General features: G+C 35.8%; 33 protein-coding genes. 13 read left to right on the forward strand and 20 right to left on the reverse strand.

Annotation, left to right across the window (positions count from 1 at the left end; genetic code table 11):
* Positions 1 to 6: 6 nt before the first annotated feature.
* The 10 genes from GVK91_RS19115 to GVK91_RS19160 form a co-directional block, all read right to left on the reverse strand.
* Complete coding sequence (locus GVK91_RS19115) at positions 7 to 1,032, reverse strand: hypothetical protein (RefSeq protein WP_200845664.1); 1,026 nt, start codon at positions 1,030 to 1,032, stop codon at positions 7 to 9.
* A 2-nt stretch (positions 1,033 to 1,034) separates the two neighbouring features.
* Positions 1,035 to 1,256 (reverse strand): KTSC domain-containing protein, encoded by a 222-nt coding sequence (locus tag GVK91_RS19120; protein ID WP_159730875.1) that lies wholly within the window; start codon positions 1,254 to 1,256, stop codon positions 1,035 to 1,037.
* Positions 1,253 to 3,037, reverse strand: coding sequence for an ATP-binding protein (locus tag GVK91_RS19125; RefSeq protein WP_159730877.1), 1,785 nt, complete (start codon positions 3,035 to 3,037; stop codon positions 1,253 to 1,255). The genes GVK91_RS19120 and GVK91_RS19125 overlap by 4 nt, the downstream gene beginning before the upstream one ends.
* Positions 3,024 to 4,331, reverse strand: a complete 1,308-nt coding sequence (locus tag GVK91_RS19130) for an SIR2 family protein (protein WP_159730879.1) — start codon at positions 4,329 to 4,331, stop codon at positions 3,024 to 3,026. Before GVK91_RS19130 ends, GVK91_RS19125 begins: the two co-directional genes overlap by 14 nt.
* Before the next feature lie 24 nt (positions 4,332 to 4,355).
* The gene (locus GVK91_RS19135; RefSeq protein ID WP_159730881.1) at positions 4,356 to 5,366 is read right to left on the reverse strand and encodes a YhcG family protein; all 1,011 of its coding nucleotides are present in this window, start codon (positions 5,364 to 5,366) and stop codon (positions 4,356 to 4,358) included.
* Positions 5,367 to 5,397: 31 nt separating this feature from the next.
* Positions 5,398 to 5,889 (reverse strand): hypothetical protein, encoded by a 492-nt coding sequence (locus GVK91_RS19140; RefSeq protein ID WP_159730883.1) that lies wholly within the window; start codon positions 5,887 to 5,889, stop codon positions 5,398 to 5,400.
* Positions 5,890 to 5,899: 10 nt separating this feature from the next.
* Entirely contained in the window at positions 5,900 to 7,075 is a 1,176-nt protein-coding gene (locus tag GVK91_RS19145; protein ID WP_159730885.1) for an ImmA/IrrE family metallo-endopeptidase, read from the reverse strand.
* Between the two features lie 107 nt (positions 7,076 to 7,182).
* Positions 7,183 to 8,433 carry a site-specific integrase gene (locus GVK91_RS19150; protein WP_159730887.1) on the reverse strand — a complete coding sequence of 417 codons (1,251 nt, stop codon included), beginning with the start codon at positions 8,431 to 8,433 and terminating at the stop codon, positions 7,183 to 7,185.
* A 295-nt stretch (positions 8,434 to 8,728) separates the two neighbouring features.
* Complete coding sequence (locus GVK91_RS19155) at positions 8,729 to 9,868, reverse strand: acyltransferase (protein ID WP_159730889.1); 1,140 nt, start codon at positions 9,866 to 9,868, stop codon at positions 8,729 to 8,731.
* A gap of 105 nt (positions 9,869 to 9,973) precedes the next feature.
* Positions 9,974 to 10,759 (reverse strand): hypothetical protein, encoded by a 786-nt coding sequence (locus GVK91_RS19160; protein WP_235032962.1) that lies wholly within the window; start codon positions 10,757 to 10,759, stop codon positions 9,974 to 9,976.
* A gap of 446 nt (positions 10,760 to 11,205) precedes the next feature.
* On the opposite strand from GVK91_RS19160, the gene GVK91_RS19165 reads away from it, so the two are divergent.
* Both GVK91_RS19165 and GVK91_RS19170 read left to right on the forward strand, forming a co-directional pair.
* Positions 11,206 to 12,405 (forward strand): transglutaminase family protein, encoded by a 1,200-nt coding sequence (locus tag GVK91_RS19165; RefSeq protein WP_159730893.1) that lies wholly within the window; start codon positions 11,206 to 11,208, stop codon positions 12,403 to 12,405.
* Between the two features lie 75 nt (positions 12,406 to 12,480).
* Positions 12,481 to 12,933 carry a DUF1569 domain-containing protein gene (locus GVK91_RS19170; protein ID WP_153846716.1) on the forward strand — a complete coding sequence of 151 codons (453 nt, stop codon included), beginning with the start codon at positions 12,481 to 12,483 and terminating at the stop codon, positions 12,931 to 12,933.
* A 60-nt stretch (positions 12,934 to 12,993) separates the two neighbouring features.
* On the opposite strand, the gene GVK91_RS19175 is transcribed toward GVK91_RS19170, so the two are convergent.
* A complete protein-coding gene (locus GVK91_RS19175) occupies positions 12,994 to 13,440 on the reverse strand; it encodes a GNAT family N-acetyltransferase (RefSeq protein WP_075993209.1) in 447 nt (148 codons plus the stop codon).
* Between the two features lie 248 nt (positions 13,441 to 13,688).
* Here GVK91_RS19175 and GVK91_RS19180 point away from each other — a divergent pair, with 248 nt between their 5' ends.
* On the forward strand, positions 13,689 to 14,234 hold the full coding sequence (locus GVK91_RS19180; protein ID WP_153846715.1) for a hypothetical protein: 546 nt from the start codon (positions 13,689 to 13,691) through the stop codon (positions 14,232 to 14,234).
* Between the two features lie 111 nt (positions 14,235 to 14,345).
* Here GVK91_RS19180 and GVK91_RS19185 read toward each other — a convergent pair whose 3' ends face one another.
* The gene (locus tag GVK91_RS19185; RefSeq protein WP_153846714.1) at positions 14,346 to 14,549 is read right to left on the reverse strand and encodes a hypothetical protein; all 204 of its coding nucleotides are present in this window, start codon (positions 14,547 to 14,549) and stop codon (positions 14,346 to 14,348) included.
* 285 nt (positions 14,550 to 14,834) lie between these two features.
* Here GVK91_RS19185 and GVK91_RS19190 point away from each other — a divergent pair, with 285 nt between their 5' ends.
* The gene (locus GVK91_RS19190) at positions 14,835 to 15,035 is read left to right on the forward strand and encodes a YqaE/Pmp3 family membrane protein (protein WP_075994862.1); all 201 of its coding nucleotides are present in this window, start codon (positions 14,835 to 14,837) and stop codon (positions 15,033 to 15,035) included.
* Positions 15,036 to 15,069: 34 nt separating this feature from the next.
* Here GVK91_RS19190 and GVK91_RS19195 read toward each other — a convergent pair whose 3' ends face one another.
* Entirely contained in the window at positions 15,070 to 15,855 is a 786-nt protein-coding gene (locus GVK91_RS19195; protein WP_153846713.1) for an alpha/beta fold hydrolase, read from the reverse strand.
* A 45-nt stretch (positions 15,856 to 15,900) separates the two neighbouring features.
* On the reverse strand, positions 15,901 to 16,335 hold the full coding sequence (locus GVK91_RS19200) for an SRPBCC domain-containing protein (protein WP_153846712.1): 435 nt from the start codon (positions 16,333 to 16,335) through the stop codon (positions 15,901 to 15,903).
* Between the two features lie 305 nt (positions 16,336 to 16,640).
* Between GVK91_RS19200 and GVK91_RS19205 the strand changes: the two genes are divergently transcribed.
* Positions 16,641 to 17,087, forward strand: a complete 447-nt coding sequence (locus GVK91_RS19205; protein ID WP_153846711.1) for a hypothetical protein — start codon at positions 16,641 to 16,643, stop codon at positions 17,085 to 17,087.
* 134 nt (positions 17,088 to 17,221) lie between these two features.
* Here GVK91_RS19205 and GVK91_RS19210 read toward each other — a convergent pair whose 3' ends face one another.
* The 5 genes from GVK91_RS19210 to GVK91_RS19230 form a co-directional block, all read right to left on the reverse strand.
* Positions 17,222 to 17,662 (reverse strand): hypothetical protein, encoded by a 441-nt coding sequence (locus GVK91_RS19210; RefSeq protein ID WP_153846710.1) that lies wholly within the window; start codon positions 17,660 to 17,662, stop codon positions 17,222 to 17,224.
* 89 nt (positions 17,663 to 17,751) lie between these two features.
* On the reverse strand, positions 17,752 to 18,246 hold the full coding sequence (locus tag GVK91_RS19215; RefSeq protein WP_159730895.1) for a hypothetical protein: 495 nt from the start codon (positions 18,244 to 18,246) through the stop codon (positions 17,752 to 17,754).
* A 17-nt stretch (positions 18,247 to 18,263) separates the two neighbouring features.
* On the reverse strand, positions 18,264 to 18,431 hold the full coding sequence (locus GVK91_RS19220; RefSeq protein ID WP_159730897.1) for a hypothetical protein: 168 nt from the start codon (positions 18,429 to 18,431) through the stop codon (positions 18,264 to 18,266).
* Between the two features lie 10 nt (positions 18,432 to 18,441).
* Positions 18,442 to 19,200: a DUF1266 domain-containing protein gene (locus tag GVK91_RS19225; protein ID WP_153846707.1), complete on the reverse strand. Its 759-nt coding sequence runs from the start codon at positions 19,198 to 19,200 to the stop codon at positions 18,442 to 18,444.
* 33 nt (positions 19,201 to 19,233) lie between these two features.
* Positions 19,234 to 19,881 carry a hypothetical protein gene (locus GVK91_RS19230; RefSeq protein ID WP_200845665.1) on the reverse strand — a complete coding sequence of 216 codons (648 nt, stop codon included), beginning with the start codon at positions 19,879 to 19,881 and terminating at the stop codon, positions 19,234 to 19,236.
* Between the two features lie 224 nt (positions 19,882 to 20,105).
* Between GVK91_RS19230 and GVK91_RS19235 the strand changes: the two genes are divergently transcribed.
* The 6 genes from GVK91_RS19235 (at position 20,106) to GVK91_RS19260 (ending at position 22,979) form a co-directional block, all read left to right on the forward strand.
* Positions 20,106 to 20,630 (forward strand): Crp/Fnr family transcriptional regulator, encoded by a 525-nt coding sequence (locus GVK91_RS19235; RefSeq protein ID WP_153846705.1) that lies wholly within the window; start codon positions 20,106 to 20,108, stop codon positions 20,628 to 20,630.
* Between the two features lie 51 nt (positions 20,631 to 20,681).
* Positions 20,682 to 20,864 (forward strand): DinB family protein, encoded by a 183-nt coding sequence (locus GVK91_RS27660; protein WP_159730899.1) that lies wholly within the window; start codon positions 20,682 to 20,684, stop codon positions 20,862 to 20,864.
* Positions 20,845 to 21,237, forward strand: a complete 393-nt coding sequence (locus GVK91_RS19245) for a DinB family protein (protein ID WP_159730901.1) — start codon at positions 20,845 to 20,847, stop codon at positions 21,235 to 21,237. The genes GVK91_RS27660 and GVK91_RS19245 overlap by 20 nt, the downstream gene beginning before the upstream one ends.
* A 166-nt stretch (positions 21,238 to 21,403) precedes the next feature.
* On the forward strand, positions 21,404 to 22,030 hold the full coding sequence (locus GVK91_RS19250) for a hypothetical protein (protein WP_153846703.1): 627 nt from the start codon (positions 21,404 to 21,406) through the stop codon (positions 22,028 to 22,030).
* A gap of 40 nt (positions 22,031 to 22,070) precedes the next feature.
* Complete coding sequence (locus GVK91_RS19255) at positions 22,071 to 22,586, forward strand: alpha/beta fold hydrolase (RefSeq protein ID WP_159730903.1); 516 nt, start codon at positions 22,071 to 22,073, stop codon at positions 22,584 to 22,586.
* Positions 22,587 to 22,604: 18 nt separating this feature from the next.
* Positions 22,605 to 22,979, forward strand: a complete 375-nt coding sequence (locus GVK91_RS19260) for a hypothetical protein (protein WP_159730905.1) — start codon at positions 22,605 to 22,607, stop codon at positions 22,977 to 22,979.
* Between the two features lie 160 nt (positions 22,980 to 23,139).
* On the opposite strand, the gene arsC is transcribed toward GVK91_RS19260, so the two are convergent.
* Positions 23,140 to 23,490, reverse strand: a complete 351-nt coding sequence (gene arsC, locus GVK91_RS19265) for an arsenate reductase (glutaredoxin) (RefSeq protein WP_159730908.1) — start codon at positions 23,488 to 23,490, stop codon at positions 23,140 to 23,142.
* A gap of 183 nt (positions 23,491 to 23,673) precedes the next feature.
* Here arsC and GVK91_RS19270 point away from each other — a divergent pair, with 183 nt between their 5' ends.
* Both GVK91_RS19270 and GVK91_RS19275 read left to right on the forward strand, forming a co-directional pair.
* Positions 23,674 to 24,582 carry an AraC family transcriptional regulator gene (locus tag GVK91_RS19270; protein ID WP_153846701.1) on the forward strand — a complete coding sequence of 303 codons (909 nt, stop codon included), beginning with the start codon at positions 23,674 to 23,676 and terminating at the stop codon, positions 24,580 to 24,582.
* 82 nt (positions 24,583 to 24,664) lie between these two features.
* Positions 24,665 to 25,666, forward strand: a complete 1,002-nt coding sequence (locus GVK91_RS19275; protein ID WP_159730910.1) for an aldo/keto reductase — start codon at positions 24,665 to 24,667, stop codon at positions 25,664 to 25,666.
* Positions 25,667 to 25,694 lie beyond the last annotated feature (28 nt).

Genomic DNA, 25,694 nt, shown 5'->3' on the forward strand with positions numbered 1-25,694 from the left:
AAAATATTACAAATCAGAGATGTCTTTTTCGACTATTCGATATTTAACCTTAACGTCCTCTCCATAATAATAATCCAATAAATCCTTTTTGGTAAGTGTTCCGTCTTCTAAAAACTTCTTAAGATACTGTTGGTTAAACTCCATTAAAAGAATAGATTTTTCTAAATGTTTCAGAATGGATTTATTGTTTTCAATATTGTTTTGAACCAAACTTTTTATTGATGTAATTTCGTTAATATCTTTGATAATTCTATTCACGAGTATTGCCAGTAAATCTTTATCCAATTCAACTTCTTTGGCATTTAAAGCAATATCTCTTGCAAGCATATAGGCTATTGCCAAATTGGAATAATCTCCTTTTTGAGAATTGATGATTGCAACAAAACCAACTCCTGGTATATATCCGACATTTTCAAAATTCCTTAGAATAGAATTATCAACCAACGAAATATCAAAAACGATTAAACTAACTTTTGCCTCTCGGTTTGCCTGAGCTTCTATCAACTGACTCCAAGCTGTATCTGTTTTTCGTGTAAAAATTTCTTTGTTCTCAATTTCCCCAAAACGGATGCTTTTATCAAACTTACATTCAATCGCAATTTTAAGATTGGGCTTACCGTCTATTTCACAAATAATATCTCCAGTTTTATTTTTTGGAATACTCCCCGCTATATTTCCTGTTAAAAACGCTTTGTCTTTTAACTTTTTTTCTTGGAAATAATGGTTTAGAAAATTGGCTATTTCGTCTTCAGCCAATACTCCTTTGATTGTAGATTTATAAAAGAGTTCTTTCTTCATCTCAAAAATCATTTTCAGACTTTCGAGTTCTGTACCCAATTCGTTGGTTGTTTTGGAAAGGAATGCGGAAATACGGTCTTCCATCAATGCTAAAACACCAATGTATATAGCCCGTAATAATTTCTCATCTCTTTCTGATGCAGGAAGATTATCGAAATAGTTAAAAACGATTTGGTTCTCAATTTCGAACTCTTTTATTTCTACTCTTTTTAACTGTTGATTTAAGTTTAGCATTATTATTCTATTCTTTCGTAAGGATAAACGTTTTTAAAACTCCTATTCAGGTAGGAACCGTGAGAAGGTGCTTCCAACAGATTTTGATATTCGTGTGCAGGAACACCTTTATAAACATAAAGGCTTCCGTTCAGAAATCTAACATAAACTTCTTGATTCTGTTCGTCATAACCAATACTGCCAATGTTTGACGAACTTACTGGGGTCATTTCTGGTAAACTCATATTTTATAATTTTTATTACGCCAAGATTTTAATAATTGTTTGTATTCTTTTTGTGCATCATCAATTTTTTCTAACCACTTTTCTGATGCTTTAGGGTCTGAACTTTTAGGAGCGTTTGCAATCTTAAAGAATTTTACCCGTGATGGTATCTTCACTGCTTCTCCCGAAATCAGGGCTTCACCAGTTCTCAAACTTGGTAATAAATCTACCATACTTTGTAATTCGTCTTGAACAGCGGAACGAATATGCCCTCTGTCTTTAGAGTTATTCATACGCAACGCAATCATAGTCCCGCATTGACTTAGTACAGTTTCGTCTAATTCCGACGGTCTTTGTGTAACGAGTAATAATCCTACGCCATATTTCCGTCCCTCTTTTGCAATCATTTGAACTGTTCGTGAAGATATTGAATGTTCTCCTGCTTTTAAGTAACTGTGAGCTTCTTCTAAAACAATTAACAAAGGTTGGTTTTTTCCTCCAACTTTGGTATTGACACCCCAAAATAAACCATCATAAATAATTTTCAGAAGTGTACCCGATATGGAAGATGTTATTTCACTTGGAATACCTGATAAATCCAAAATGGTTATTGGTAATTCGTTACCAAGCCATTTCAAAAACATAGCATCTAAATCATCTTCTGTTTTACCATCCTTGTCGGGAGATAGTTTGCCTGGAGAAAATAAAAAGCTATAACTGCTGTCGTTTAGTTTATTTCTCATACTATCCAAAAAGCTCAACAAGCCTTTAGCTTTTTGATTTAAGAATGGTGCACTATTACCCATTCCTGCAGGAGTATATTCATTGGAGATTAACTTATCAGCATCTCCCGTAACTACTAATGCACTTAATGAAGTTCGTGTTGTGTCGGTAAATGTTTGTTTCTCAAAATCAGTTAATTCAAACCATAGACGTTTTATACTAAAAGGAATTGGAGAATCGGCTGTAATGGATTCCTTCGCAACTTCTATTTTATTATCTACTGCACTTTTTATTTTGGCTTCTACAACTTTTTCCCTTATATATTCTCTATTGGGGTCTGTCAAATTTCCTGAGAATATTTTCATCAATTCATTAAAAGGCAATGCCCAAAAAGGAATTTGTAATTTGTTCTCATCATCTGATGAATTTACTTCTATTACTTTTGAATGTTTTGAAAGGGCATCATTATATTCCCCGTGAGGATCAATTACCAAAATTCTTGAACTTGGAAATTCCCTATTAGCTATGGATTGAAGCAATACCGAAACAGAATTTGATTTACCACTACCTGTTGAACCTACAATGGCACAATGCCTTGAAATGAGTTTATCTAAGTCAATCTTAGCATCTAAACTTTCCGATACACTAATATTTCCAACAGTAATTGAATTAGCTTCCTCGTACCCACCATAGATTACATTAAGGTCATTGATTGTTACCAAATGGACTTTATCTCCTGTTGTCGGGTATTGCGTAACACCCCTCTCAAACTTTTTTCCTACCTGTTCTCCTGCCAATACTATGTTTATCCATCTTGTATTTTTCAAAATATCATAATCCTTAGCTACGGCTTCTCTTAAACTTTCAGGAATTGCAGCAGAACCTATTTGTGTTACAATTCCGTAAAGGTTTGCATAGCCCAAAGGGATTCTTACGAATGAACCTATTTGTCCTACACGATAAACAACGCCATCTATGATAGGCATATTAGATTTAATATTGTCAAACAGTTTAACAGAAATACTATTCCCGCTAATGCTATCTATTTCGCCAATTTCTGTTATTCTATTTTTTGACATTTTCTCCGAGCTTTTTGATTTCGTTATCGTTTACCATTGAATTTAGAAATATAACGAGTTTACCAAAATCCGGCAATATAAATTCTCCTTTGCCTGTCCAAACTTCTTCGCCTTTTGTTTCTTTATTTTTTTCTTCATTTAAATCTATAGCTCCATCTTCATCAAAATAGAGATTAAGATTTACTGTGTCATCTTTTGATGGCTCTGATTTTAATTTCCATTCGCCATAATTACAACCAATAACTGCACTACGTGAAGCATAAACAGAAACTTTAGGATTGTCCAAACCTATCTTTGAAACATTGGATTTCTCATCAATTTTATCATATTTATCAAATATCAGCCCTATTACGTGTGATGTTGTATTTGTTTTCAATGCTGAAATAATACGGGAATTGATATGTTCATCTCCCCAAGAATAACCACAGGTAATTAGTATTGCATCATCTTGCTTTAAGAAATTAGACAATCTGTCTATCAAACTTTCATAAGGTTGCTTTTTTGATTCTTTATATTTTAGAGTAGAAGGATAAATCAGAATATCATCGTCATCGGGGCTAACTCTTAATATCTTTTCTGTATCCTTATCATAATGCCAACCTAAAGAACCGTGTATTTTCCAAAGTTTTGTTTGCTTTGATAAAAACGAAAAGTCTTCGACAGATTCGGGATTAAAAAAGGCTCTAAGGCTACCACAAAATCCATCGTAATAAGGAATTTCTCTATGTTCTAAACCAAGTTCAAATAGAAAGTCGTAATTAGTTGTGAATATTTCAATAGGATATTTTCTCTCAGCCTGACCAATCCAATTGGCAAAATCTGTCTGCACTAATTCCGAGACTATGTCTTTTGTTACTATTTGACGGAATTCCTTTTTTGAAGTAACATCACATAAATGTATATGGTGAACACTTACCTTTTCTCTAACCCCTTTCTTTATTTCTTTTATTAAATCTGCAAAACCATTTTTATCAAGAGAATGAAGTTTTTCTGTTCCTATAAAAGAAAACTTCTGTTCAAGATTTGACAATATGGTTTCAATATTAAAATTCTTTTCTCCAAGACTTTCCTTTATTGCTTCCAAAGCTGCTTTAAATATGGGGTTGCCTTCTCCTACTTCTTCAACAATTTCAGATGTCATTTTACCAATCGCGGGAACGGTAAGAGAGTTTTCATTCTTCTCAGCCAAAGAACTTCCTGCTCCAAAAAGAAAGCCTATTTTCTTTTTGTCAGAAATTAGTATTTGTTGGATTCCCCTTATATATTCTGATGGGTCGTGAGTATTAATATTCATATTTCTAACTGTCTTTAATTCATTTTAATCGTTATCCTTCTCCTCAAAATTCTCCAACTCTTTGTTTACTTCTTCCAATAATTGCTGTTCGGTTGGTAGATATAATTCGTATTGGCTTGCGATAATTTGCTTTTGATTTTCGGGTAATGTAAAGCGAACAACAGCATCATTTTTATTAGCACAAAGCAAAATACCAATGGTCGGGTTTTCGTGTGACAGTTTTTCTATACGGTCATAATAATTGACGTACATCTGCAATTGCCCGATGTCCTGATGCGTTAGTTTAGTGGTTTTGATTTCAATAATGACAAAACATTGCAAAATGCGGTTGTAAAATACCAAGTCCACAAAGAACTCATCTCCCTCAATATGTATTCTTTTTTGCCTTGCTACAAAGGAAAATCCATTGCCTAACTCCAACAAGAACTCCTGTAAGTGTGTGATAATGGCACTTTCCAAATCTCTTTCGTAATAAGATGCTTCTCTTTTCAAGCCCAAAAACTCCAAATACATCGGGTCTTTAATGATTTCTTTGGCATCAGACGGCTGTTTCTCATTTTTGGCAACCGCTAAAACACTTTCTTTATCATTGCTCAACAAAAGTCGTTCGTACAAACTACTGTAAATCTGCCGTTCCAACTGCCTTACCGTCCAATTGTTTTTTATGGTTTCAGCAATATAAAACTCTCTTTTATCCTGACTGTCAACGCTTAAAAGTAGCTTGTATTGGCTCCAACTCAATTGTGCATACAGTGTATGCACATTCTCAAATGTGCGGTAAAACTGTCTATAAAGGTTTATTTGTCTTGTGGAAAAACCACTTCCGAACTCGGGTTGCAGTTGTTCTGAAAGATATTTGATAAGAAACGTTCCATAATCTGCACGTTCTTTTCCCTCTTGTTCTTCTTCAAAGATACGTTTGCCAATATGCCAATACATTAGCGTTCGCTGATGGTCAACGGCACGTATAGCTTTGTCTTTTGACTGGGCTATAATGGCTTTTATATCTGTTATAATGGATTGGTTTACAAGCATTATTTAGTTAAAAATATAGTAATCTTAATCATTAATCTTGATGCCCGTAACCAAGCTCTTCATTCTTATCCCAAAAAGACATAAAAAGTTCTGCCGGCGTTCCTTTTCTACTTGTCCATTCTGCAACAATTTTTATTGCTTCTTCCAAATCTTCGGTATATGCCATTCTGCCATCACTTCCTCTAATTCCTTTTTCATCTTTTTTGGCACCTCTGTTAATTAGTACATTCTTTTCATCATATACTATTCTGCGAACATCCTCAAACTCTTTACCTTTTGGTAAATTATCTTTTAATAACTTGGTAAGTCCGTGATAGTATAACTGGAATTTTTGAACCGGGTCATCTATTTTTTGCCCGAGTAACTGTTCTGCTTCGTTTTCAATTACTACTTCTGAATCATAATTTATAAAAAGCTGTTCGCCTTTTACTTCTTCTGATTTTTGTAAAATCTCTAATCTTTCTAAATCCTCTTTCGAGAGATTACGTTCTACTTTGTTTTTGTTTAAATTATTATCGCTCATTTTGATGGCTTTATACTGTTAATAATTCTCTTATTTTCAATGATGCTTCTTTGATTGATTCCACATCCCAATTAGCAACATTCAATTTTTTGGTTATATTTTTTATGTTCGGAAAAGCATCTTTAAATGCTGCCCAATAATCGTTTCCTAATTCAGATTGCCTCCATTGATATTGAGAATAAATAATACAAGGATGTATTTGACACTCTTTAGCAAATTTCTCTACCATAAACTTATTATGAATCAATTTTTCAATGTATCTCATTTTTTCTGAGGACAACAAGTATTCAGAAGCAAATTCATTTGCTTTGTCCTCCTGAATCAAAAACAAATCCGGCTCTCCTGATAAATGGTAACTTGTTTTCTGTATTGTTTCTAAATCAAATAACACGTGATGTAATTCGTGAATTAACGCAAACCAAATGGTAGCATAGTTCTTATTAAAATCAGTGATGACAATACACGGTTTATCATTTATGAAAAAAGTTGCGCCTCTAATCTGTGTTTTAGGTAATAATGGCTGAAAAACTACTGTAACGCCGATATTATATAATGCTTGAAAAACAGTTAGCAGGCCATTTTCTATATTTTGAGTGTAAGGTTTGATTTTAGGAATCAGTTCCACTAATTCCTTTCTGCTATATTCATTTGGATTGTCAATAAGCTCGAAATATTTATAGCTGGATTTTATCCAAAAGTCTTTCATTTTATCACTGAAAGATTTTTTAGTTCTACTATAAAGAGCATCACTTAACTCTCTATCGTAATCGTAAATGGAATCTAAGTCAAAAAAACTACAAATGCGGTCTTTCAGAGTTTCCAAAGAATCATTCTTTTGAATAAATCCTAATCCCGCTAATGTTTTTAAATCAAAATATTTATTGATGAATGTAATATCCATTGATGATTGAAGCTCTCTGATTTCTTCAACAGGTCTATCTTTGAAATAAATAATGAGTAATTCACTTAAATCGACTTCTAAAAACTCAGCGAGCTTTAATAGTTTAATAATATCAGTTTGCTTAGAAGTCTTATCTAAAATAGCATCCAAACTTCTTCTCTCCATTCCAGACAGCTTCTCAAATTGGGTTTTTGTTAAGCCCGACTGCTCTAATTTCTCTGTAAACAAATCTTCAATAGAAGGTCCGTTATACTCAAAACTTTTATGTAATAAATTATCTATCATTCCTCTAAAGGTAAATTTACCTCAAAAATAATAAAATATTTTGAATAAAAAACAAAACAGAGGTAAATTTACCTCTGTTTTTAAATAAATTATTTTGATAATGTAGATTATAGTTCAGAAACAAAAGACCTCTCCATATCCTTAAATTTATGAGAAACCTTTTGCATATCCTTTCCGACTTTCTCGTTGAGTATCTTGGCGTAAATTTGCGTTGTGGCAATATTTTTATGTCCTAACATCTTACTCAAACTTTCAAGCGGAACGCCCTCGCTTAAAAAGAGCGTAGCGAAAGTGTGCCGTGCCAAATGAAAGGTTACTTTCCTTTCTTTAAGGCAGTCAATCAGTTGGGATATTCTCTTTAGGCTGTCATTACAGACCGTATTTGATGGTACAGGAAATACCTTGCCGTCCTTTGCGAATCCTGCATATTTTTCGATAATCATTTTCGGTATATCCAAGAGCATCACGTTTGACGATGTTGCTGTCTTTTTCCTGCGTACAATAATCCATTGGTTGCCGTCAAAGAAATCCTGAATATTACTGTTTCTAAGTCCTTTTATATCGGAATAGGAAAGACCTGTAAAGCAACTGAAAACAAACAGGTCTTTAACCAATTCGTCTTTCTTTTTCTCGCAGTTGAATGTTACAAGTTGTTCCAACTCGTTCCGCAACAGATAACCTCTATCCTTGTCCTTTTTGGTATTCTTGTACTCGCTGAACGGATTAAAAGCAAGATGCTTTCTGCTCATTGCCAATCGGCAAAGCGTGGTAAAGCCAATCATATACAGCCAAATGGTGTTGTGGGTTAAACTCTGGTCATCACGAAGGTAGTAATCAAAGTCCTGCACAAAATCAGGGGTAAGGTCGTTAAACGGCACATCGGAGTAGCCGTATTTTGTAAATGCAAAATTGCGTAGGTGCATTAAAAGTGTTTTGTACTTCCTGCGGGTTCCGATAACCCGAATTCCGCTATTTACCTTTTTCTCATAGTCCGACAGGAACTGTTCGTAGAATTTGAAAAAGGTCAGTTCTCCGCTTTCCATACCGAGAAGGGCATTTTTTAGTTTCGCACTGTTTACCGCTCCCTCGTTTTTCAGGATTTTGGAATAGCAATCTTCAATACCCAAACGTATCTTGTCAAGTTTACCATTTACGTCCTGAGCTTCCCGGCTTTTTCCTAAAACCCTGCCGTACTTCAAATCCCAATTTGTTGCGGAAATATCAAGCTTGGTGCTGAATGCAGACTGTTTGCCGTTTACGGTAATCCTGCACATTACCGTAACCTTTCCGTTTTTTTTCGGGGCATTCTTTTTAAGGTAAAAAAGCACCTTGAATGTTGATTTTTTTGTCGTTTCCATACTCACAATTCTTAATGATAAAATTAAACTTATGTGAGCCACGGAACAATATGAAAAACTGTGCAAAAAGCTGAAATACAGTATTTTAAAATAATCATTTTCGATATTTAAAAGTAACGTTTTAGTAACCTTACTTTTGCCAAACCTCGCTTTTTACTGCTTTTTATCTCATTACCAAAAAATCATAAAACGGCTGTAAAGCCTTTATTTACAGCCGTTTTACCTGTTTTTAGTCTTTGATGTATATTTACTGAAAATTTATTTTATAATAAATATAGGATTAGTTTGCCGGCGGCTATTTCCCTTTTGATCTTAGAAATCGTTTTGACAGATATCGCCGTACGGGTATATCGTATAACTTCAAACAGCCGTATGCAAGCACAATACTTCCGATCACAACAGCTGCTACTCCCGGCAGAGATTCTTCAAAACTCAGATTTTCATTCTTGACCCAAGCATAGTATAGATAAATAAAGGGATAATGTACCATATATAAAGGATAGGATATATCGCCTAAAAACTTGCAAAGCCAACTTGTAATACCGCTTTCTCCCTTGCCAGATGCTCCTAAAACAACAAGCAAAGGGAAAACAACAACACAACATAACGTGTCGTACAGACCATTCATCCATAAATGCTCGGCCCCACCAATGCGCGGCATGGCCAAAAGTGGCACTAAGATTAAACTACAAATCCAAAATGCTCCCTTGATCTGTAAAGATTTAAATATCCTCGATAGAAATAGACCCGCTGTAAAAGAAAATAAAAGTCGAAGTGAACCTGCCGTAAATTCTGTTCCTGTGAGTGAAAAACCGGCACAGATATCTCCCAAGGGTCCCAATATCGCAAATGCAGCCAAACCTATTCCGAATAAAATAACGAGTCCGGCTAACGCTTTGGTCGAAAATCTTCGAATGACCAATGCATACAGGATATTACCGATGTATTCAAAAAACAACGACCAGCTTGGTCCATTTAATGGAAACATCTCCCCAAGCCCTCTCACCTCATGCCCCGGAATCGCAGGAATTAACAAGGCATTCAATAGGGTCGCGATTGCCAGCGAAGAAAATGTCACTTTGGTCACATCCCAAACAGAACAACCCTGAAAATAGAACATAACCGCTCCAATGATCGCTCCCATAACAACCATCGGATGTAAACGTATTATTCTTCGTTTTATAAATTCTTTTGTTGTCATCGTCTTCCAGCGATCATCATAAGCATAGCCCACGACAAATCCTGAAAGCATAAAGAAAAAGTCGACCGCCAAATAACCATGATTAATTCGCTGATCTAAATGGCTCGTTGCAAAGGCTTCAAAAATATGAAAGCAAACCACGGTAATAGCTGCGACCCCACGTAACCCATCAAGTACAGCATAATGTGGTTTGGTATCTGCATAAGCGGAAGTCGGTATTTGAGTATCTGACATAAAAATAAAACGATTTGATTGATTTTTTTACAAGGAAGTAAATATAAACAAATTCGCTTATGCAGGTTTGTAACAAGTTTGACGGTTACCAATTATCTACATCTGTCATTTGATAATGGGAATATAATCCGGTAAGTAAACCTGCTCTTGTTGCATATTTTGGATGTAAATTTTAGAATAAATTTCCAAACGGATATCGGTGATGTCTGTAGTCGTCGGCTTGTCGTCTTCATCTTCTCCAAACGAAAAAATCTGTTCTTCCCTTCTATTTTTTTTATGTAGAAAATAGTAAAAGTCTTTATTTTCCCAACCTTTTATACCACTTCCCGCATCATCTTGAAGCGTCAATTTTGTAAACGCGTTCTGTAGATAGTTGTAAATATTTTGAAAATCATCTTTATTTTTTGAAGTCTTCAGTGCATATAGATATGCAAATTCACCATTTTTATCTTCTGCCATAGTCAAGGCTGGAAAAGAAACTCCGTTTAATATCGCTACGGTATCCTTTTCTTCATTGTATGAAACAGTTGTATAACGATAACCGAAATCTTTAACTGGCTTTAATTTCCGTGTTCCCCAAGCTGCGGTAGACTCGATATAAAATAACGTTGGCAGACTCCCTTCTGAATTAAAAATAGCAAGCGTATCCTTTTTAAATATGGCGGTTTCAAAGACTTTTTTCAACTCTTTCTTATCCATACTTTTAACGTCCGCATGCAGCAACTCTTCGCTCCTTTTTATTTTGGGGCCATAAAATTTGGATGCATTAAAAGTTCTATCCAATTTTTCAAGTATCACCCGATCCGGATTTTGCGATTGACAGGAATACAGCATACCAGATAAAAGGATCAGACAGCATACACTATAATATAGAAAATGAAACGGCTTCATCGGAATTGTCATTCAAATTATTTTTTGGGTTATGATCTTTACTTTGCCTTAAAGATCTTCAAACTAAAATAAATTTGTATTCATTTGCAAATGAAATTGTGCGGGATTAACACCTTTTGACTTTTTAGAAGTGCAGCGCAATCCAAAAGTACATCGACGTACTTCGTTCGCGTTGAGTCCACCTTAATAAAGGGCTGTCACTCCAAGAGAATGTCGGATTCATCTTGGATTCACAGGGACTGTGATACGGCTCTGTCCCAATGCAGGTAGCTATCGGGCTAGAACAGAGGCTCACGGGCTGTCAAAGAAGATATTATGTAAATTGGGCTTCTAAGTTACGAGTCAGACTATAAAACGTATTTTTGCATATAAAAATCAATTTATCTATGTTTGAAATATACAAATTGTGTTAATTTAAATAGATAAAGAACAAGCAAGCGTATATTATGTTAAAAAAGGTATTTTCTTTAGTTTTCTGCTGTTTATCTACAGCCATTTTTTTCAAAGCATCTGCACAAGATTTCAAGCTTTCCTCTTTACCAAGTCAGTATCAAAAACCGGTGAAAAATGCACTAAAAGCTGCCGGCACGAATCGTAATGAATTGGAAAAAGTACTAGAGAAACTGCCCAAAGAAATGCGTGAAGGCGCGGCTTTTCTCATAGCTTATATGCCTAAGAATGATTTAACGACGATTAAGAGTGATCATCTTATCCATAATATTGAAAAGGCTTACCAGGCAAAATCAACATTTTCCTGGGCTAAGGAAATTCCAGATTCTATTTTTCTAAATGAGGTATTGCCCTATCGTGTATTTTCTGAAGATCTAGACGACTGGCGTGCTGATTTCTACGATCGTTTCTCAAAATATGTAACAAATAGCAACACGATGAAAGATGCCATTGTAGCCATAAATAAGAATATCAGAGATGAAGTAAAAGTCGATTACAATACCCAACGAAAAAAAGCAGATCAAAATCCATCTGAATCGATAAGCCAAGGAATGGCATCTTGTACCGGATTATCCATTTTACTGATCGATGCATTGCGATCAGTAGGTATACCGGCCCGGATTGCCGGTACACCAAACTGGCATGACAATCGTGGTAACCACAGTTGGGTCGAGGTATGGATTAATGGTAAATGGTATTTTACTGAATATTATCCGGACAAAGACCTAAATTATAGCTGGTTTTTGGCCGACGCAGGGAAAGCCGATCCGAATAGCAAGGAACATTCCATTTATGCGGCTTCCTACAAACCGGCAGCTACCTCATTCCCAGCATGGAGCGAAACAGAAGTATATGCAGATAATGTTTCCCAGCGCTATATTGATCTATTCAATCAGCAATATAGCCAACAATTGAACGACAAATCTTACACCCGTCTAAACGTAACCATGTATCTCAGTAACGATCAATGTCAACCGGAAGGCAGAACAAAATGCAATGTAGATATCTTTCAAGGAAATGATCAAATTGGCGGTGGTTCGACCGCAACTAAACTGCAGGATGCGAATGACTATTTAACATTTATCGTGAAAAAAAATCAGTCTTATACATTGAGGTACAGCAATAAAAATGGGCCTACCGAAAAGAAAGTAACTGTAAAAGATGAACCTTTAAATGTGATATTATACTTCAATTAATATAGACTATTATTTCGTACGTTATCATCCCCAACCAAAGTTCCAGCAACCTGAAAACCAATTAGCATTTAAATAATGAAAAATATTTTTGACAAAACAGTGAGTGATGAAGTGATAGCACGGATTCAAAATCTTAATCCAGACAGCAGTGCCCAATGGGGTAAAATGACTGTCGATCAAATGTTAGCCCACTGCAATGTGATCTATGAATTGATCTATGAAGACAAGTATCCTAAGCCTACTGGATTAAAGAAACTACTACTAAAATGGTTTGTAAAGAATCTGGTGGTCAATGAAAAACCTTATAAGAGAAATAACCCTACTGCTACAGAGTTTCTGGTAACATCCAGACGTGATTTCGAGATCGAGCAACGTAGGTTAATCGATTACATTAAAAAAACGCTGGAATTGGGCGAAAACTATTTTGATGGGAAGGAGTCCCATTCTTTCGGCAAGCTTAAAAGCTGGGAGTGGAACAACATGTTTTATAAACACCTGGATCATCATTTGACACAATTTGCCGTCTAATTAATCTCAGTTGCCAACTGGATCGCCAGACGCAGAAGTGCCCTGACGATCCAGTTAAGGTTATCGCCACCAATGATAATAGTTATGCATGCCGTCGTATTCAAATCCACACCTCGGATAAAGACTATTACCGATAACATTTGTTTTCTCGGTCTCAAGCATCAGACCACAAGCTCCAGTCTCTTCACACCAGACTTTACTACGATCTATAAGCCGAACCGAAAGACCTTTACTCCGGTGATCAGGATGCACAAATAGATCACTCAACAACCACTGTCGCTGCAATTTAGTATAATGAAACAATTTATAAAGCTGAACAAAACCAACAGCTTGTTCGCCCTGAATTGCCAAAAAGATTTCTGACTCTCCGTACAAAAATCGGTCCCTCAAAAATTCTTTGGCTTTTTCCAAATCCGATTCTTGTCTGTAGAAAATCCGATAAAGATTGAATAACGCTGCTGCTTGATCAAGATCCTCAAGACTTGCCTTTCTAATGTTATAATTCATTTTCATTAAATATTTTGATTTATAGTGCAAATGTATCGCAACTCTTTCGTATCCACCTCATCCAGATAGCAGATGTACAGTGGTCCAATCTTCCGTAACATGGATTTCGATGCGACCAATAAACAAGTTCATAATAATTTCAAAAACAGACTTCATGCCTTTATAACAATAGTTGTCGAATTATAAATGCTTCTGAACGAATTGTAAGTCTTCTGTACGGTCAATTTATAAGGTCCCTATATTTAGATATGAAAAGGAGAAAATTAGCAGCCACAGACAGTGAAACCTTTATTAATTATTACCTACCTAATTGGCGATCCATTATCATCGGTAGTATCTTGATTTTAATGGGGATATCTACATGTCTCATCGGTTATCATCCGAATGATTCATTTAAAGAGAATTTCAGTGCCATGGTACTTGACTTTAAAGATGTATTTCGCTTTTTAGTCTCATTATTTATGCTGTTGCTCCATTTATCTTTTATTATCGGCGGCTGCCTTCTTTTAAAGAGCAGCAGGAAGATCATCCGAGCCCGAACAGATAAAAAAGGATTGTATTTTAAACGGATTAAAAAGAAGACCGGTAGTATGTGGGCTTTAGCAGATTTGGATGCGCTGGTATTCGTGCCCTACATTCAAATCGTTAATATCCGTATTATTGAAAGCAATTGGTTGGGTTCTAGACTTGAGCTTGAGACTTTTCAAGGTAAAGAAATCCTTAACATGTTGAACGTATTAAGCCGAAAACAAAAAGAGCAAATTTGCCAAACCGTGAAAGAATATGGTATTTAATGGAGATGTGGTCTGCTCTCCCCTGTTTAAACAAGTAAAAGTTTACTAAAATCAGAAAAAACTGATTCTAGTAAACTTTTACTTTGAACGATTTGCTGGTATAATTTATAATCAATCGTTGAGTAACAATTGATCAACATATTCTCTGATCTCTTGGGGTAACATAAGATAAACCGAGGTTTTCAGATTTGCTTTACTTGGTTCCCCATCGATGAAAATATTCTTAAATCCATCATTGAGCCATTTCCCCTCATCTTCTAGATATCCATGATATTTGCTATCTAAATTCTCAATAATGTTATTATTGTTTCCCATGTTTTCCGTCATTTATTATATGTAATCTGCATCTAAAATATTCGACAGGGAAACATCAACTTTGGTGCCACACCTCCTTAAAATTCTAAAATTCATCTGTCAGAAAGCATATTTTAAGTTTTCTTAACATTTACCTATTCTAGCAACGCAAAACCATTACACATTAAGCATCAATACATTACAAACAAGCAAAAAATAACTTAAATTGCTTTAATTGATATTATTCGTGATTTTTAATGGTGAATACCGTACTTTTGTATTTTAATGTTTATAACCCTATTATTTATGATATTAATAGCAGTCTTACTTCCTTGGTTATCGTTTTTTTTACGCGGTAAGATTCTAAGTGGCATTCTCTGTTTGATCCTACAGATGACCATACTGGGTTGGATACCCGCAGCCATTTGGGCGGTGGCATCTCGTGTTGACGGAAAAAACGAACAGCGCATACGTAAGATGGAACGTAATATGCGTAATTATCGATAAACCTTTGGCGCGAACTTATTCGATTGAACAGGTATCAATTGGGTGCCAAAAAATGCTGTATTTGCCCTAGTGTAAAATCGATCAATTGGTCATTTACATCGCCATTAAAATCAGCCATCATATAGTTCCCATGATTAGCCGGTAAAATAAGCAGTCGGGCATGAGGAATCTGCTGTTGCATGGCAGCTAGATGTGTCGTTTTTACAACATCTTGGTCTCCACCTATCAAAAATACCGGGCAGGTCAAAAGGCTTAAGGATTCCGGTTCGAAGTCTTTAAAGTTTATCATGCGCTGGCTATCTTTTTCATACATATTTCGAAATTTCTCCGGATCTGGGTTCAGCTTCATAAAATTTTCTTTGAGAAAAGGTGGTATATCGTTAATCGTTGAAGCTTCCATACTTTCAAAAAAACCATCTAAAAGCCCCTCTCTTTTCGTATTTCCCGATGCAGCAATCAACTTTTCCACCTTGTCCGGATACATTATCGCAAATTTCAAAAGTGTTGTCGCTCCATTACTAAAACCGAAAAATGAAGCTTTTTCGATAGAAAAGAAGTCAAGAACAGCCGAAATATCTTTCGCATCCTGCTCGAAGGTTTCGGGAGTGGTTCTGTGTTCGGATCTTCCATGATTTTGCAGGTCTATCACAATCAACTGGTACTGATCATGCAATCTTTTTACTGTTTCTTCAAAATCAGAGAACCCAGAGGAACCTCCGCCATGAATCAATACTAAAGGCTTTCCTGTGCCGAATATTTCGTAGTAAAGTTTTATTCCATTTGCAGGTGCATAACCGCTTTTCGATTTTATTTCACGCATAATTTATTCTATAAAGTCTATATTTCTGTCAGTAGCAACACGCTTCTACAACGATTTGTTTTCTATAAATTTTTTAAAACTTAGCAAGACGCCATCGGTAAAAGACTGTTGTAGGTCCAAAGGTGTAAATGTATCAGGTTCGAAAGTTTCCCGGATAATCGTATTGTTATCAATCGCCTGAAATTCAACAACACAGGTTCTCCCTCCACTGGTACTTCCAATGTACTCCATCAAAATAATCTCATTGTATAATCCTACATAATCAAATCCCTCTCGACTATTTTTTTGTTCCATTCTAAAATTAAACATCCCGCCCTCCCTAAAGTCAATATGAACAGCAGGGCAGTGCCAATCGTCAAATGGAATATTCCATTGCATAATTGCATCAGCATCATTCCAATATTTCCAAACATCGGCTAGTTGCTTTTCAACTAAAATAACCGAAACCAAATTTTTGACAGGATGATCTTTATGTTTCATAGGATGTTTTAAATGATAAGAATACTTTTGTCTATCTACATTGGTTTAAAATCATTCCGTCCAATGTTCTGATACAAAAGATCACATTGCGCGGCACCACAATATTAATAAACTACACAGAAATTCGACTTGTCCTATGACAATATTGACTTACGCTACACACATTTTTCTGCGATACCGCGGAGCTGCACCTTATAGCTAAGGAAAGGATGAAAGCCTACCGTAATAAGTCGATTGCTGAATAAACAGAAGAGTATGGTATATTTATTGTGTGAACATGAGAAAACATATAAAAACCGATTCAAATGAGAAAACTAGCATTTATAGTCATGAGCCTTTTTACTTTTACAGCCTGTAACAATGCTCCCAAGAACAGCGAATCAAAAGAAACAGCTGGCCAAAGTAAGGAAGCAACTCCGTCGGTCGGCGGCAGCAAGGATGAGCACGGTTGTTTAGTCGCGGCAGGACAAACTTGGAGTGAGATCAAACAAGGATGTATCCAGGTCTTCAATGTGGGCTTACGCCTAAATCCAACGGAGAAAGAAGAAGGAAAAGCTGTCATTAGTGCCTTTGTTGTCCTTAGCGAGGATAAATCAAAGCTAGAATTATTTTTACCTGATGACAGTAAAAAAAACATTATCCTGGATAAAGTCGAAAACGAAATTTACCAAAAGGATAACTATAAATATGATGCTAAAAAATCAACGCTTTACGTGAATAATACGATCAAGTACACAGGTGATGTTGAGTAGCCTGGAAAGAAGATCTTATTTTAATCCTATATTAGCAGAAGGCCTGCTGTAATAAATTCCTGAATGCGACAATAGTTATTATGAATCCATTTTACTCGGAATAACTATTGTTCTATTCTATTATTTCAAGTGTACTATTGAACTATTGGCACAATTTGTACTACATAAGGCCCTGAGTAATGATTCCCTATCATTTTATTCTCATTCACCGTAATATGATATTGGCCAACATCTTTAAATCTATAGGCAAGCTCTTGGCCAAAGGGGCCATCAGCCGAACCATTGGGCAGAAAAAGCTGACTAATTCGTACATTGGCTGTATCCGCGGGAGTTTTTATTTTGATAAGAACCGAATCCGCCTGATGGACTGAAATGAAAATAGTATCCGTTTTCCCTGATACCATATTCATTTCCTTAGATCTTCCACCACCAAAAAACGTTATGTTAGAAGGTAATTCCTGTGCCTTGTGCTTAGATTCATTTGTACTGGACTGTGGCGGGCGTTGAGGTAATTGACAAGCTCCATAAAGAAAAACTACCAACACATTCATGATCAATAATCGTAATTTACCCATAACGTTTTACTTAGGATAACAAAAGCAATTAGATTACAGTTTTAGCCACTTTTCTTTTTCTATACATCCAAGTGTTGAAATTGAATTTGTTACATCGTCCACAAACTCCATTTTGATTTGATTGCATGTGGATTGAGTTCTCGTATTTTTTGATAAAAAACATAGAAATTTCTATTCCAGAGGGAATAGTTATGCGTAAAACTGAAAATGGACTGTCCCTTACTATCCAATTGAACGACAACTTGCCAGATATAGTGATTATTAATTTGAGTCGATGTCCTACGAAGTTCAATGATATCCACTAACCTAAAGGATCTACCTGCCCCACCTTTTCGACCGACAGCGTAGAAATAATTTTCATCAAAAAAATAATCTTCGTCACTTAACAGATTATCTTCTATACCAAATAGAAAGGGTCGTGACGACAGTTTTCTTAATTTATCTGTTTCAAAATGATCATTCATCTCATAGCTTTTTTTAACACCGTATAAATAATTTTTAGCTACATTTTTCTTATAGACTTCTGTCAACACGACAACGATCAACATACAACTGATAACCAAAAAAATGCCTTTAAAATTCATTTATTCCACAAAAAAAATTAACTTCCACAAGTCAGATAAAACATAGGAATTCCCCCTTTATCTTTCTCGATAGCATCTAATCTTTCGAGATAGCTATGGTCGCCGAGTTCTTTCTGAGCGATTTGTTGTTCCAATTGATAGAGCAAATCCAAAGCCGTAAAATGTAGTGGATGTGGAGGCCACATGAGACAACACTCAGACGGAATGATTACCATTCCACCATGCGACATTATTCCAGGGACTTCCTTTCTTTTCTTTAAGATACCCAATATACCTTTTCAAATAAGATTTCCCAATTTTACTATTTAACCCAACTTGATCTTCTCCTTCCATAAAATGATCGGAAAATAACAACCAATCACTAAAATGCTTTTTCGCATATACTGACAACTTTTTGAGAACATCTAATGCCACAGGTTTTGATAGATATCCAACGTCCGTTGCGGATGTCGTAATATGACTTGCTACAGCAACAACAAAGGCATTCACCCCTACTTTGGAGATATCCCAAACGGCTGTATCGATTTTGCCGTTTTTTTCTTCCAATGCGGTCCCGGTCTTTTCTATTCCAAGTAATGTAAAATATGAACTCAACATTTCAAGACAGCTGTCTGTATCTGTTATACCAAAATCTCTTTTTAACAATTTGATAAAATCACTTCTATATTGATCAATTTTGGGATAATTTCCAAATTGATATAAGTGAATCGGATAATTTCCATCATCTCCCGTACTTCCGAATACCGTAAACCAGTCCCCAAAAACAATGACTCTAAATGCGGCTCCCAATGCATTACCAAACTGTTCTTCATAAGGAATATCCAGAAGTATATTGTTATCAATTGCTAAACTCTCCTCCCTTTTTTCCTCTTCGGCTTTAAAAGTAAGTTCATCTTTGGCTTCATGCATACCTTCCTTTGCCGCATTCAATAATTCTCTTAAAAATTTAAACATAACGGTATTGATATTAACTACTTAAAAGAAATTTTACTTACTATATTTTGCTATAAGCGCATAATCATAAGGGATTCTCATGGACAACTCGCGTGCTTGCCAAATATCTCCTTCAGACGCCTGGTAAAAATCATAGGCATTTTTCAAGAAATTTTCACCGTTTGGAGCCTCCACCCAACTTTTCTTCTCTCGATTGTAAAGTAAAATCATACAACTCACGCAACGATAATTACCTGCTGTTTTTGGGTTTTCAAAACAAGTTCCAACTTTAATATTAATCTTCTGATTGATTATCACATCGGTCAATTTACGATCCGTGAGATGAATTAATGCGATTTGTGCATCCTCATGATCCGGTGGTAACTTCGCTATTACTAATCGTCCAAAATCTGTCTTTCTAATTTTTTCGATTTCTAAAGCCCTAAATTCTGGCGATATGCGATTTGTATCAACCGGGTATAGATCATCTTCTACACCTACCACTTCAGTCGTCGTTACTTCGGTAGCCCCAGCGGCAAGTAGCTGTTTATTGTTTTCATAATTTTCCCAATCTGCTGTATCGTAGGTAACCCACTGCTGTATCTTATAGAGCAAGGTTTCCCTCTTATTGACTTTGATAAAAAACGCCGCCATTAAAAATGAAACCAGCAAAATGAACAGGATAACGAGGACTCTTTTCAAACTAAAATTATTTAATGAAGTATTTAAATCTGTAAAATCGTGAAAACATATTCCATGTTTTCATTTAATACCGTAAATCTGCACATAATTATTCAACCGGTAAATCTGGAACCCATATTAGGTCAAAACTTGGCGATATTTGTAGCTCAATAATCAATATTTGAAAACAGCAATACAATCGCTAATTTCGAAGACCTTTAATGATTCAATTAAATCCAACGTATATGCATAAGCTGTTAGATCTCATATCACCTCGAATCTTTAAAAAAGAAATTTCTTTTAGGAGGAACGAATACATCAAAATGAATGGTTCGATTGATTCAAAGATTTATTTCATAAAAAAAGGCAGCATCAAAATTTCTATTTTTCAGGAAGATCATGAACAGATTATTCGCTTTGGATATGATGGAGATCTCATTGTAGCTATGGATTCTTTTATTCATGGTAGCTACTCGGATTATACAATTCAGGCAATAAAGAAAACAGATATGCTAATCGCCGAGAAGGAAGATTTTATGAATTTTATCTATTCCACTTCAGAAAACACAAAATTATATATCACTATCTTGGAACAGTTGGTATTACAGCAGCTTGAAAGAGAACGAGATCTATTGCTGGACTCTCCAAAAAACAGGTATGAAAGACTCATTAAACGAAATCCTAGATTATTTCAACTAATTCCTAATAAGCATATCGCCAATTATCTTAGAATGAGTCCCGAAACTTTATCAAGAATCAGTAAATCTTGAGTTAAATCAATTTTTTTCCAATTTATTTTCGAGTATTTTATCAAAAAAAAGATGAAATATAAATCATTAGAACTACTTGATCAACTGGAAAAGCAAGTACAGGAACATATATCATTTGTCAATTCCCTAGAAGCCCTTTCTCAGGAGACATTACATAAAAGACCTCATGAAGGGTCCTGGAATATCCTCGAATGCATACAGCACCTGAATCTGTATGGAAGTTTCTTTACCTAAAATCACAAAAAAAATATCCGAAAGCAATCTTGGCTACAATGTTGATTTCAAAAGTGGTTTTTTAGGGAACTATTTTGCTAATTCTATTTTACCAAATGATAAGGAAAAAAAGATGAAAACTTTTCGAAAAATGGATCCCAGAAATCTTATGCAGAGCGCCGAACCGATTCCAGTTTTTTTAGAACAGCAAAATAGACTACTTCATCTACTCGATAAGGCAAGGTCAAAAGATTTAACTAAAATTCGCATTAGGCTATCTTTCAGCAACTGGATACAGCTCCGTTTAGGAGATATATTTCGTTTTATTATTCATCACAATACCAGGCATATTGTACAAATAAAGAATATCTTATCGTTACCTACAACACATTAAAATAGGGTCCTAAAGAAGCCCACAGCATATACACCAAAAGCATGTGGGCTTACCGATAAATAATATTGACTAACCGAGGTAAACCCCATATTGACCGAATAGCCCTATCATGATATAGATTATGTGTTTATTTTGACAGGATCAGATAACCAATAAAATAAAAACAATGCATAGAATTATAGGAATATGGATCGTCTTCTTGATTTGCTTTTCTCAAAATAGTATTGGACAAGTAAAAGATTCAAACTATTTTCTCGAAAAAGATAATACTAAGGTACCTCCGCAGGCCAACATTTTACCCCTACAAAATTTCAACTTCCACGTCAAACCCTATCAGGCTGTAGGAACCAAAGTGATCGTAGACTCATTATCGCTCGGAGTAGATAATTATATCATTTATACATTTAGCGTAACCAAATCTCCTCATGACAAGGAATATTATTCTTTCTGCAATATTGTTGTTAAATTAACCTCGCAGGAGTCTATGATGACTTTAGCTCAAACGAATAAAATTTACGCGGGAAATGTCTCTAGAAACCACCCCGACTATTTTGGCCAGGGCACCTTAATACGGGATGATTATCGTATTGATTTTATTGCATTTACGCAAGAAAACCATGATATTAGCGTAATTAACACTAAAATTTACAACCTTTCAAAAGGTAGAACCATATTGTTGGAACAAGATACCTTCCACCAATTTATGCTAAATGATTATCAATTTTCGGACATTGGACTACAATCAACCAATGGCCTTAAAGAACATATTGCAGCACTAATAAATAAACGGTAAATGCAAAAATTCATCCTTTCATTTGAGCTTTAAAAGAAATATGAAAACCTGGACGATCATGCTATTCTTCGTTTCCATTGGGGTCATACAAACGTATGCACAGGAAACGGTTAATATTAAAGGTATACGAACATCCTATTGGGTAAAGGGGTTGGAAAAAAGAAAAGCCAACGAGCCAATCGTCATTTTTGAAAGTGGCATCGGCATGAGCGGGAACAATTTTTCCGTCCTTTTCCCCAAATTAATGAGTAATATACCGTATTTCAGTTATGACAGAAATGGCTTAGGAAATTCGGATCCTGATCCATTCTTAAAATCTGACCAAGATGTTGTGGACAAATTACATTTAATCCTATCCAGTTTAGAAATTAAACCGCCCTATTTACTCGTCGGGCATTCATTGGGTGGAGCTTTTGTTAGGCTGTTTGCAGCTAAATATCCGGATGAAATTGCCGGCTTAGTCCTCATCGATCCTACCGATTTTATGTTAACAAAAACAGAAGATGCAATTGCTACTAAAACATCAAATAGCCAGATAGGTTACCAACAACTCTGAGTAAAAATGCTTTCAGATATGATAAGCGACAAAAACCTTGGTGAAGGTGTAAAATTGGAAATGAAAAGAGAACTGGCAGTCAGCGAAAAACATTTTTTTAAAGATTATGCCGATTTACCGCTTCTAAAAAATGTCCCTGTTACCGTATTCATCGCCTACAATCGACCTATCGAGCGATATGAAAAAGAAATGAACAGTAAATTGGGAATAAATGATAGATTTTGGTTTGATGCCTATGATCAGCTTCGAATCAAACATTATGCAAATCTAATCAAACAAAATAACAATTGTGAACTGATTCTTTTACCAGGATACAGCCATGGGATACACCAACAAGACCCTGATAAAGTCGGTACAAGTATAAATGTCCTCTTTAAAAGAATAACCCACTAAATCATGTCGATAAAATAATATCATAGGAGATATCTTTAACCGTTCAAAAAAAGCCAAAATTAGTGATTAGAAAAAAAATTTTAGTACATCCAACACGGCTGCAGCTATATTCAAAAAATGTTTCATACAATCAAGAAATATAACAATCAAGCCAGCATCGTCACTTAGCACCAATGAGTGCTAAAACTTTTTCAATAGGTCGACCAATTACTGCTACACCGTCCTTTACAACGATAGGGCGCTCAATCAAGATCGGATACTCCTGCATCACATCGATCCATTGCTCATCTGTCAAGTGAAGATTTTGGAATTTTTCCTGAAAGACCGATTCTCCTTTTCTGATAAGTTCCAAAGGTTTTAAAGCAAGTTGACCCAATAATTCAATCAATTGGCCTCTCGTCGGAACATCGTTTAAGTACTCCTGTACTTCTATATCCACAGCTTGATGCTGTAGCAGCTCCAATGCATTACAACTCTTACTGCAATTTTTATTATGATAAATTTTAATCATGGTCACAATATGTAAAGGATATCCTTGTGATAAAAAATCAATTATTGGATACCCTCAAAAATAGGAACAAAATCACAAACAGTTCAAATAAAATGCCACAGGCTAACCAAATATTCGAATTCATTTTCGAGAAACTGATCCGTTTATGACGTAGGATTGTTTCTCTTTTTTTAATTTAGTAATATGAAATCAGCCGAAAGTGTAACAGATTTTTACAAAAGGCAACCAGGTTTAACTAATTTGGATTTGCCGCTAAATAATACGGGAATTGGGCATTTCAATGTTTTCAGCAGGGAATCCTGTACTGTCGTCTCTCCGTACAATCGCCGCGATTTTTATAAAACCTCCCTTATCATAGGGCGTGGAAAACTATATTACGCAGATAAGTGGATACAAATCGATAGACCTGCCATGTTATTTGCGAATCCGGTTGTTCCATATGCTTGGGAACCCGAATCCTCAGAACAATCCGGATGGTATTGTGTATTTACAGAGGAATTTATACAGCATAGTGAACGGATAGAAAGTCTAAAAGACTCTCCCCTGTTCAAGATAGGTAGCAACCCGATTTATTTTCCGGATGAAACACAATTAGCAGAAATTTCTACAATCTTCCAAAAGATGATGGTTGAAATGAACTCGAGCTATATTCATAAAGATGATATGTTGCGAAGTTATCTACATCTTCTAATTCATGAAACGATGAAATCGAGTCCCGCAGCGAGTTTTGGATCTTATACCAATGCCTCGACCAGGGTATCGGGACTATTTCTTGAGCTGTTAGAAAGACAATTTCCAATCAATACCCTTCAACTTAGCCTGCAATTGAAAAGCCCTGCAGATTATGCGCATGCGCTTTCGGTTCATATCAATCACCTCAATAGGTCGGTAAAAGAAACCACAGGCAAAACCACCAGTACACACATTGCAAACCGTGTGGCCCAAGAAGCCAAAGCTTTGTTGTTGCATACCAATTGGAATGTATCGGATATTGCCTACAGCCTGGGATTTGAATATCCATCCTATTTCACCAATTTCTTCAAAAAGCAAACCGGGATGTCTCCAAACCAAGTCCGAAGCAGTACTGTTTGAATTGTATAACAATCTGTTTGATTGTCTTAACTCGCTTCGTTTGTTCCATATGTACTTTTGTATTGAACAAAATGTAATCATTATGAAATATAGAAATCTTGGAACAACAAATGAAAAACTCTCTGCGATTGGATTAGGCTGTATGGGAATGAGCTTTGCATACGGACCTACTGACGAAAAAGAGAGTATTGCGACATTGGAAAGAGCATTGGACCTCGGCATTAATTTTTGGGATACCGCAGATATGTACGGCAACGGTGCCAATGAGGAACTTATTTCAAAAGTGCTTGTTCCCAACCGTGACAAAGTTTTTATTGCAACAAAATTTGGGTTTCGCTTTAAAGATGAAATAGCAGGTCCAAGTGGTACGGCAAACACCTATTTCGATGGCTCGCCCGAATGGATAAAATTAGCGGTAGAAAAAAGTTTAAAACGCCTTAGAATCGATACTATAGATCTTTATTATGCGCACCGCGTAGATCCCAGTATTCCTATCGAAGAGACCGTAGGCGCTATGGCAGAATCGGTTAAAGAAGGAAAAGTGAGGTATTTGGGTTTAAGCGAAGCATCTCCCGCATCAATCATTAAAGCTAATGCCGTACACCCTATAGCTGCTTTACAGAGCGAATATTCGCTCCTTACACGTGATGTAGAAAAAGAAATCTTACAGACCGTACGGCAATTGGGGATAAGTTTAATTCCTTATGCGCCTCTAGCGCGTGGATTATTTTCCAATTCTTTAAATTTAGAAGATCTTGCTTCGGACGACTTTAGAAGAACCTTACCTCGAAATCAAGGTGAACATGCATTGAACAATGCACAATTAGTCACCGACTTCTCCCTACTGGCAAAAGATAAAAACTGTAGTCCAATACAACTCGCTTTAGCCTGGGTGCTGGCACAGGGAAATGACATCATTCCTATTCCAGGAACTAAAAAAAGAAAATACCTGGAGGAAAATGTTGGTGCCCTTGATGTACAATTATCGCATGATGATTTAAAAAAAATAGATGAAATACTCCACAAATACCCCAATATCGGAGCACGATACAGCGAAGGCGCTATGGCTTTAGTCAACCATTAATCGATTTTTGAGATTATAAGTGGCTTGC

The sequence above is a fragment of the Sphingobacterium sp. 18053 genome, assembly GCF_902706145.1.
Classification (GTDB): domain Bacteria; phylum Bacteroidota; class Bacteroidia; order Sphingobacteriales; family Sphingobacteriaceae; genus Sphingobacterium; species Sphingobacterium paramultivorum.

Excerpts from the sequence above, each read along its gene's own strand:
- GVK91_RS19185 (WP_153846714.1), bottom strand. The coding sequence starts at position 14,549 with ATGGGAAACAATAATAACATTATTGAGAATTTAGATAGCAAATATCAT.
- GVK91_RS19205 (WP_153846711.1), top strand. The coding sequence starts at position 16,641 with ATGAGAAAACTAGCATTTATAGTCATGAGCCTTTTTACTTTTACAGCC.
- GVK91_RS19195 (WP_153846713.1), bottom strand. The coding sequence starts at position 15,855 with ATGCGTGAAATAAAATCGAAAAGCGGTTATGCACCTGCAAATGGAATA.
- GVK91_RS19170 (WP_153846716.1), top strand. The coding sequence starts at position 12,481 with ATGAAAAATATTTTTGACAAAACAGTGAGTGATGAAGTGATAGCACGG.
- GVK91_RS19210 (WP_153846710.1), bottom strand. The coding sequence starts at position 17,662 with ATGGGTAAATTACGATTATTGATCATGAATGTGTTGGTAGTTTTTCTT.
- GVK91_RS19180 (WP_153846715.1), top strand. The coding sequence starts at position 13,689 with ATGAAAAGGAGAAAATTAGCAGCCACAGACAGTGAAACCTTTATTAAT.
- GVK91_RS19120 (WP_159730875.1), bottom strand. The coding sequence starts at position 1,256 with ATGAGTTTACCAGAAATGACCCCAGTAAGTTCGTCAAACATTGGCAGT.
- arsC (WP_159730908.1), bottom strand. The coding sequence starts at position 23,490 with ATGATTAAAATTTATCATAATAAAAATTGCAGTAAGAGTTGTAATGCA.
- GVK91_RS19245 (WP_159730901.1), top strand. The coding sequence starts at position 20,845 with ATGGAAGTTTCTTTACCTAAAATCACAAAAAAAATATCCGAAAGCAAT.
- GVK91_RS19270 (WP_153846701.1), top strand. The coding sequence starts at position 23,674 with ATGAAATCAGCCGAAAGTGTAACAGATTTTTACAAAAGGCAACCAGGT.
- GVK91_RS19225 (WP_153846707.1), bottom strand. The coding sequence starts at position 19,200 with ATGTTTAAATTTTTAAGAGAATTATTGAATGCGGCAAAGGAAGGTATG.
- GVK91_RS27660 (WP_159730899.1), top strand. The coding sequence starts at position 20,682 with ATGAAATATAAATCATTAGAACTACTTGATCAACTGGAAAAGCAAGTA.
- GVK91_RS19200 (WP_153846712.1), bottom strand. The coding sequence starts at position 16,335 with ATGAAACATAAAGATCATCCTGTCAAAAATTTGGTTTCGGTTATTTTA.
- GVK91_RS19165 (WP_159730893.1), top strand. The coding sequence starts at position 11,206 with ATGTTAAAAAAGGTATTTTCTTTAGTTTTCTGCTGTTTATCTACAGCC.
- GVK91_RS19130 (WP_159730879.1), bottom strand. The coding sequence starts at position 4,331 with ATGAATATTAATACTCACGACCCATCAGAATATATAAGGGGAATCCAA.
- GVK91_RS19250 (WP_153846703.1), top strand. The coding sequence starts at position 21,404 with ATGCATAGAATTATAGGAATATGGATCGTCTTCTTGATTTGCTTTTCT.
- GVK91_RS19235 (WP_153846705.1), top strand. The coding sequence starts at position 20,106 with ATGCATAAGCTGTTAGATCTCATATCACCTCGAATCTTTAAAAAAGAA.
- GVK91_RS19155 (WP_159730889.1), bottom strand. The coding sequence starts at position 9,868 with ATGTCAGATACTCAAATACCGACTTCCGCTTATGCAGATACCAAACCA.
- GVK91_RS19140 (WP_159730883.1), bottom strand. The coding sequence starts at position 5,889 with ATGAGCGATAATAATTTAAACAAAAACAAAGTAGAACGTAATCTCTCG.
- GVK91_RS19135 (WP_159730881.1), bottom strand. The coding sequence starts at position 5,366 with ATGCTTGTAAACCAATCCATTATAACAGATATAAAAGCCATTATAGCC.
- GVK91_RS19115 (WP_200845664.1), bottom strand. The coding sequence starts at position 1,032 with ATGCTAAACTTAAATCAACAGTTAAAAAGAGTAGAAATAAAAGAGTTC.
- GVK91_RS19125 (WP_159730877.1), bottom strand. The coding sequence starts at position 3,037 with ATGTCAAAAAATAGAATAACAGAAATTGGCGAAATAGATAGCATTAGC.
- GVK91_RS19215 (WP_159730895.1), bottom strand. The coding sequence starts at position 18,246 with ATGAATTTTAAAGGCATTTTTTTGGTTATCAGTTGTATGTTGATCGTT.
- GVK91_RS19145 (WP_159730885.1), bottom strand. The coding sequence starts at position 7,075 with ATGATAGATAATTTATTACATAAAAGTTTTGAGTATAACGGACCTTCT.
- GVK91_RS19220 (WP_159730897.1), bottom strand. The coding sequence starts at position 18,431 with ATGTGGCCTCCACATCCACTACATTTTACGGCTTTGGATTTGCTCTAT.
- GVK91_RS19150 (WP_159730887.1), bottom strand. The coding sequence starts at position 8,433 with ATGGAAACGACAAAAAAATCAACATTCAAGGTGCTTTTTTACCTTAAA.
- GVK91_RS19260 (WP_159730905.1), top strand. The coding sequence starts at position 22,605 with ATGATAAGCGACAAAAACCTTGGTGAAGGTGTAAAATTGGAAATGAAA.
- GVK91_RS19255 (WP_159730903.1), top strand. The coding sequence starts at position 22,071 with ATGAAAACCTGGACGATCATGCTATTCTTCGTTTCCATTGGGGTCATA.
- GVK91_RS19160 (WP_235032962.1), bottom strand. The coding sequence starts at position 10,759 with ATGAAGCCGTTTCATTTTCTATATTATAGTGTATGCTGTCTGATCCTT.
- GVK91_RS19275 (WP_159730910.1), top strand. The coding sequence starts at position 24,665 with ATGAAATATAGAAATCTTGGAACAACAAATGAAAAACTCTCTGCGATT.
- GVK91_RS19175 (WP_075993209.1), bottom strand. The coding sequence starts at position 13,440 with ATGAATTATAACATTAGAAAGGCAAGTCTTGAGGATCTTGATCAAGCA.
- GVK91_RS19190 (WP_075994862.1), top strand. The coding sequence starts at position 14,835 with ATGATATTAATAGCAGTCTTACTTCCTTGGTTATCGTTTTTTTTACGC.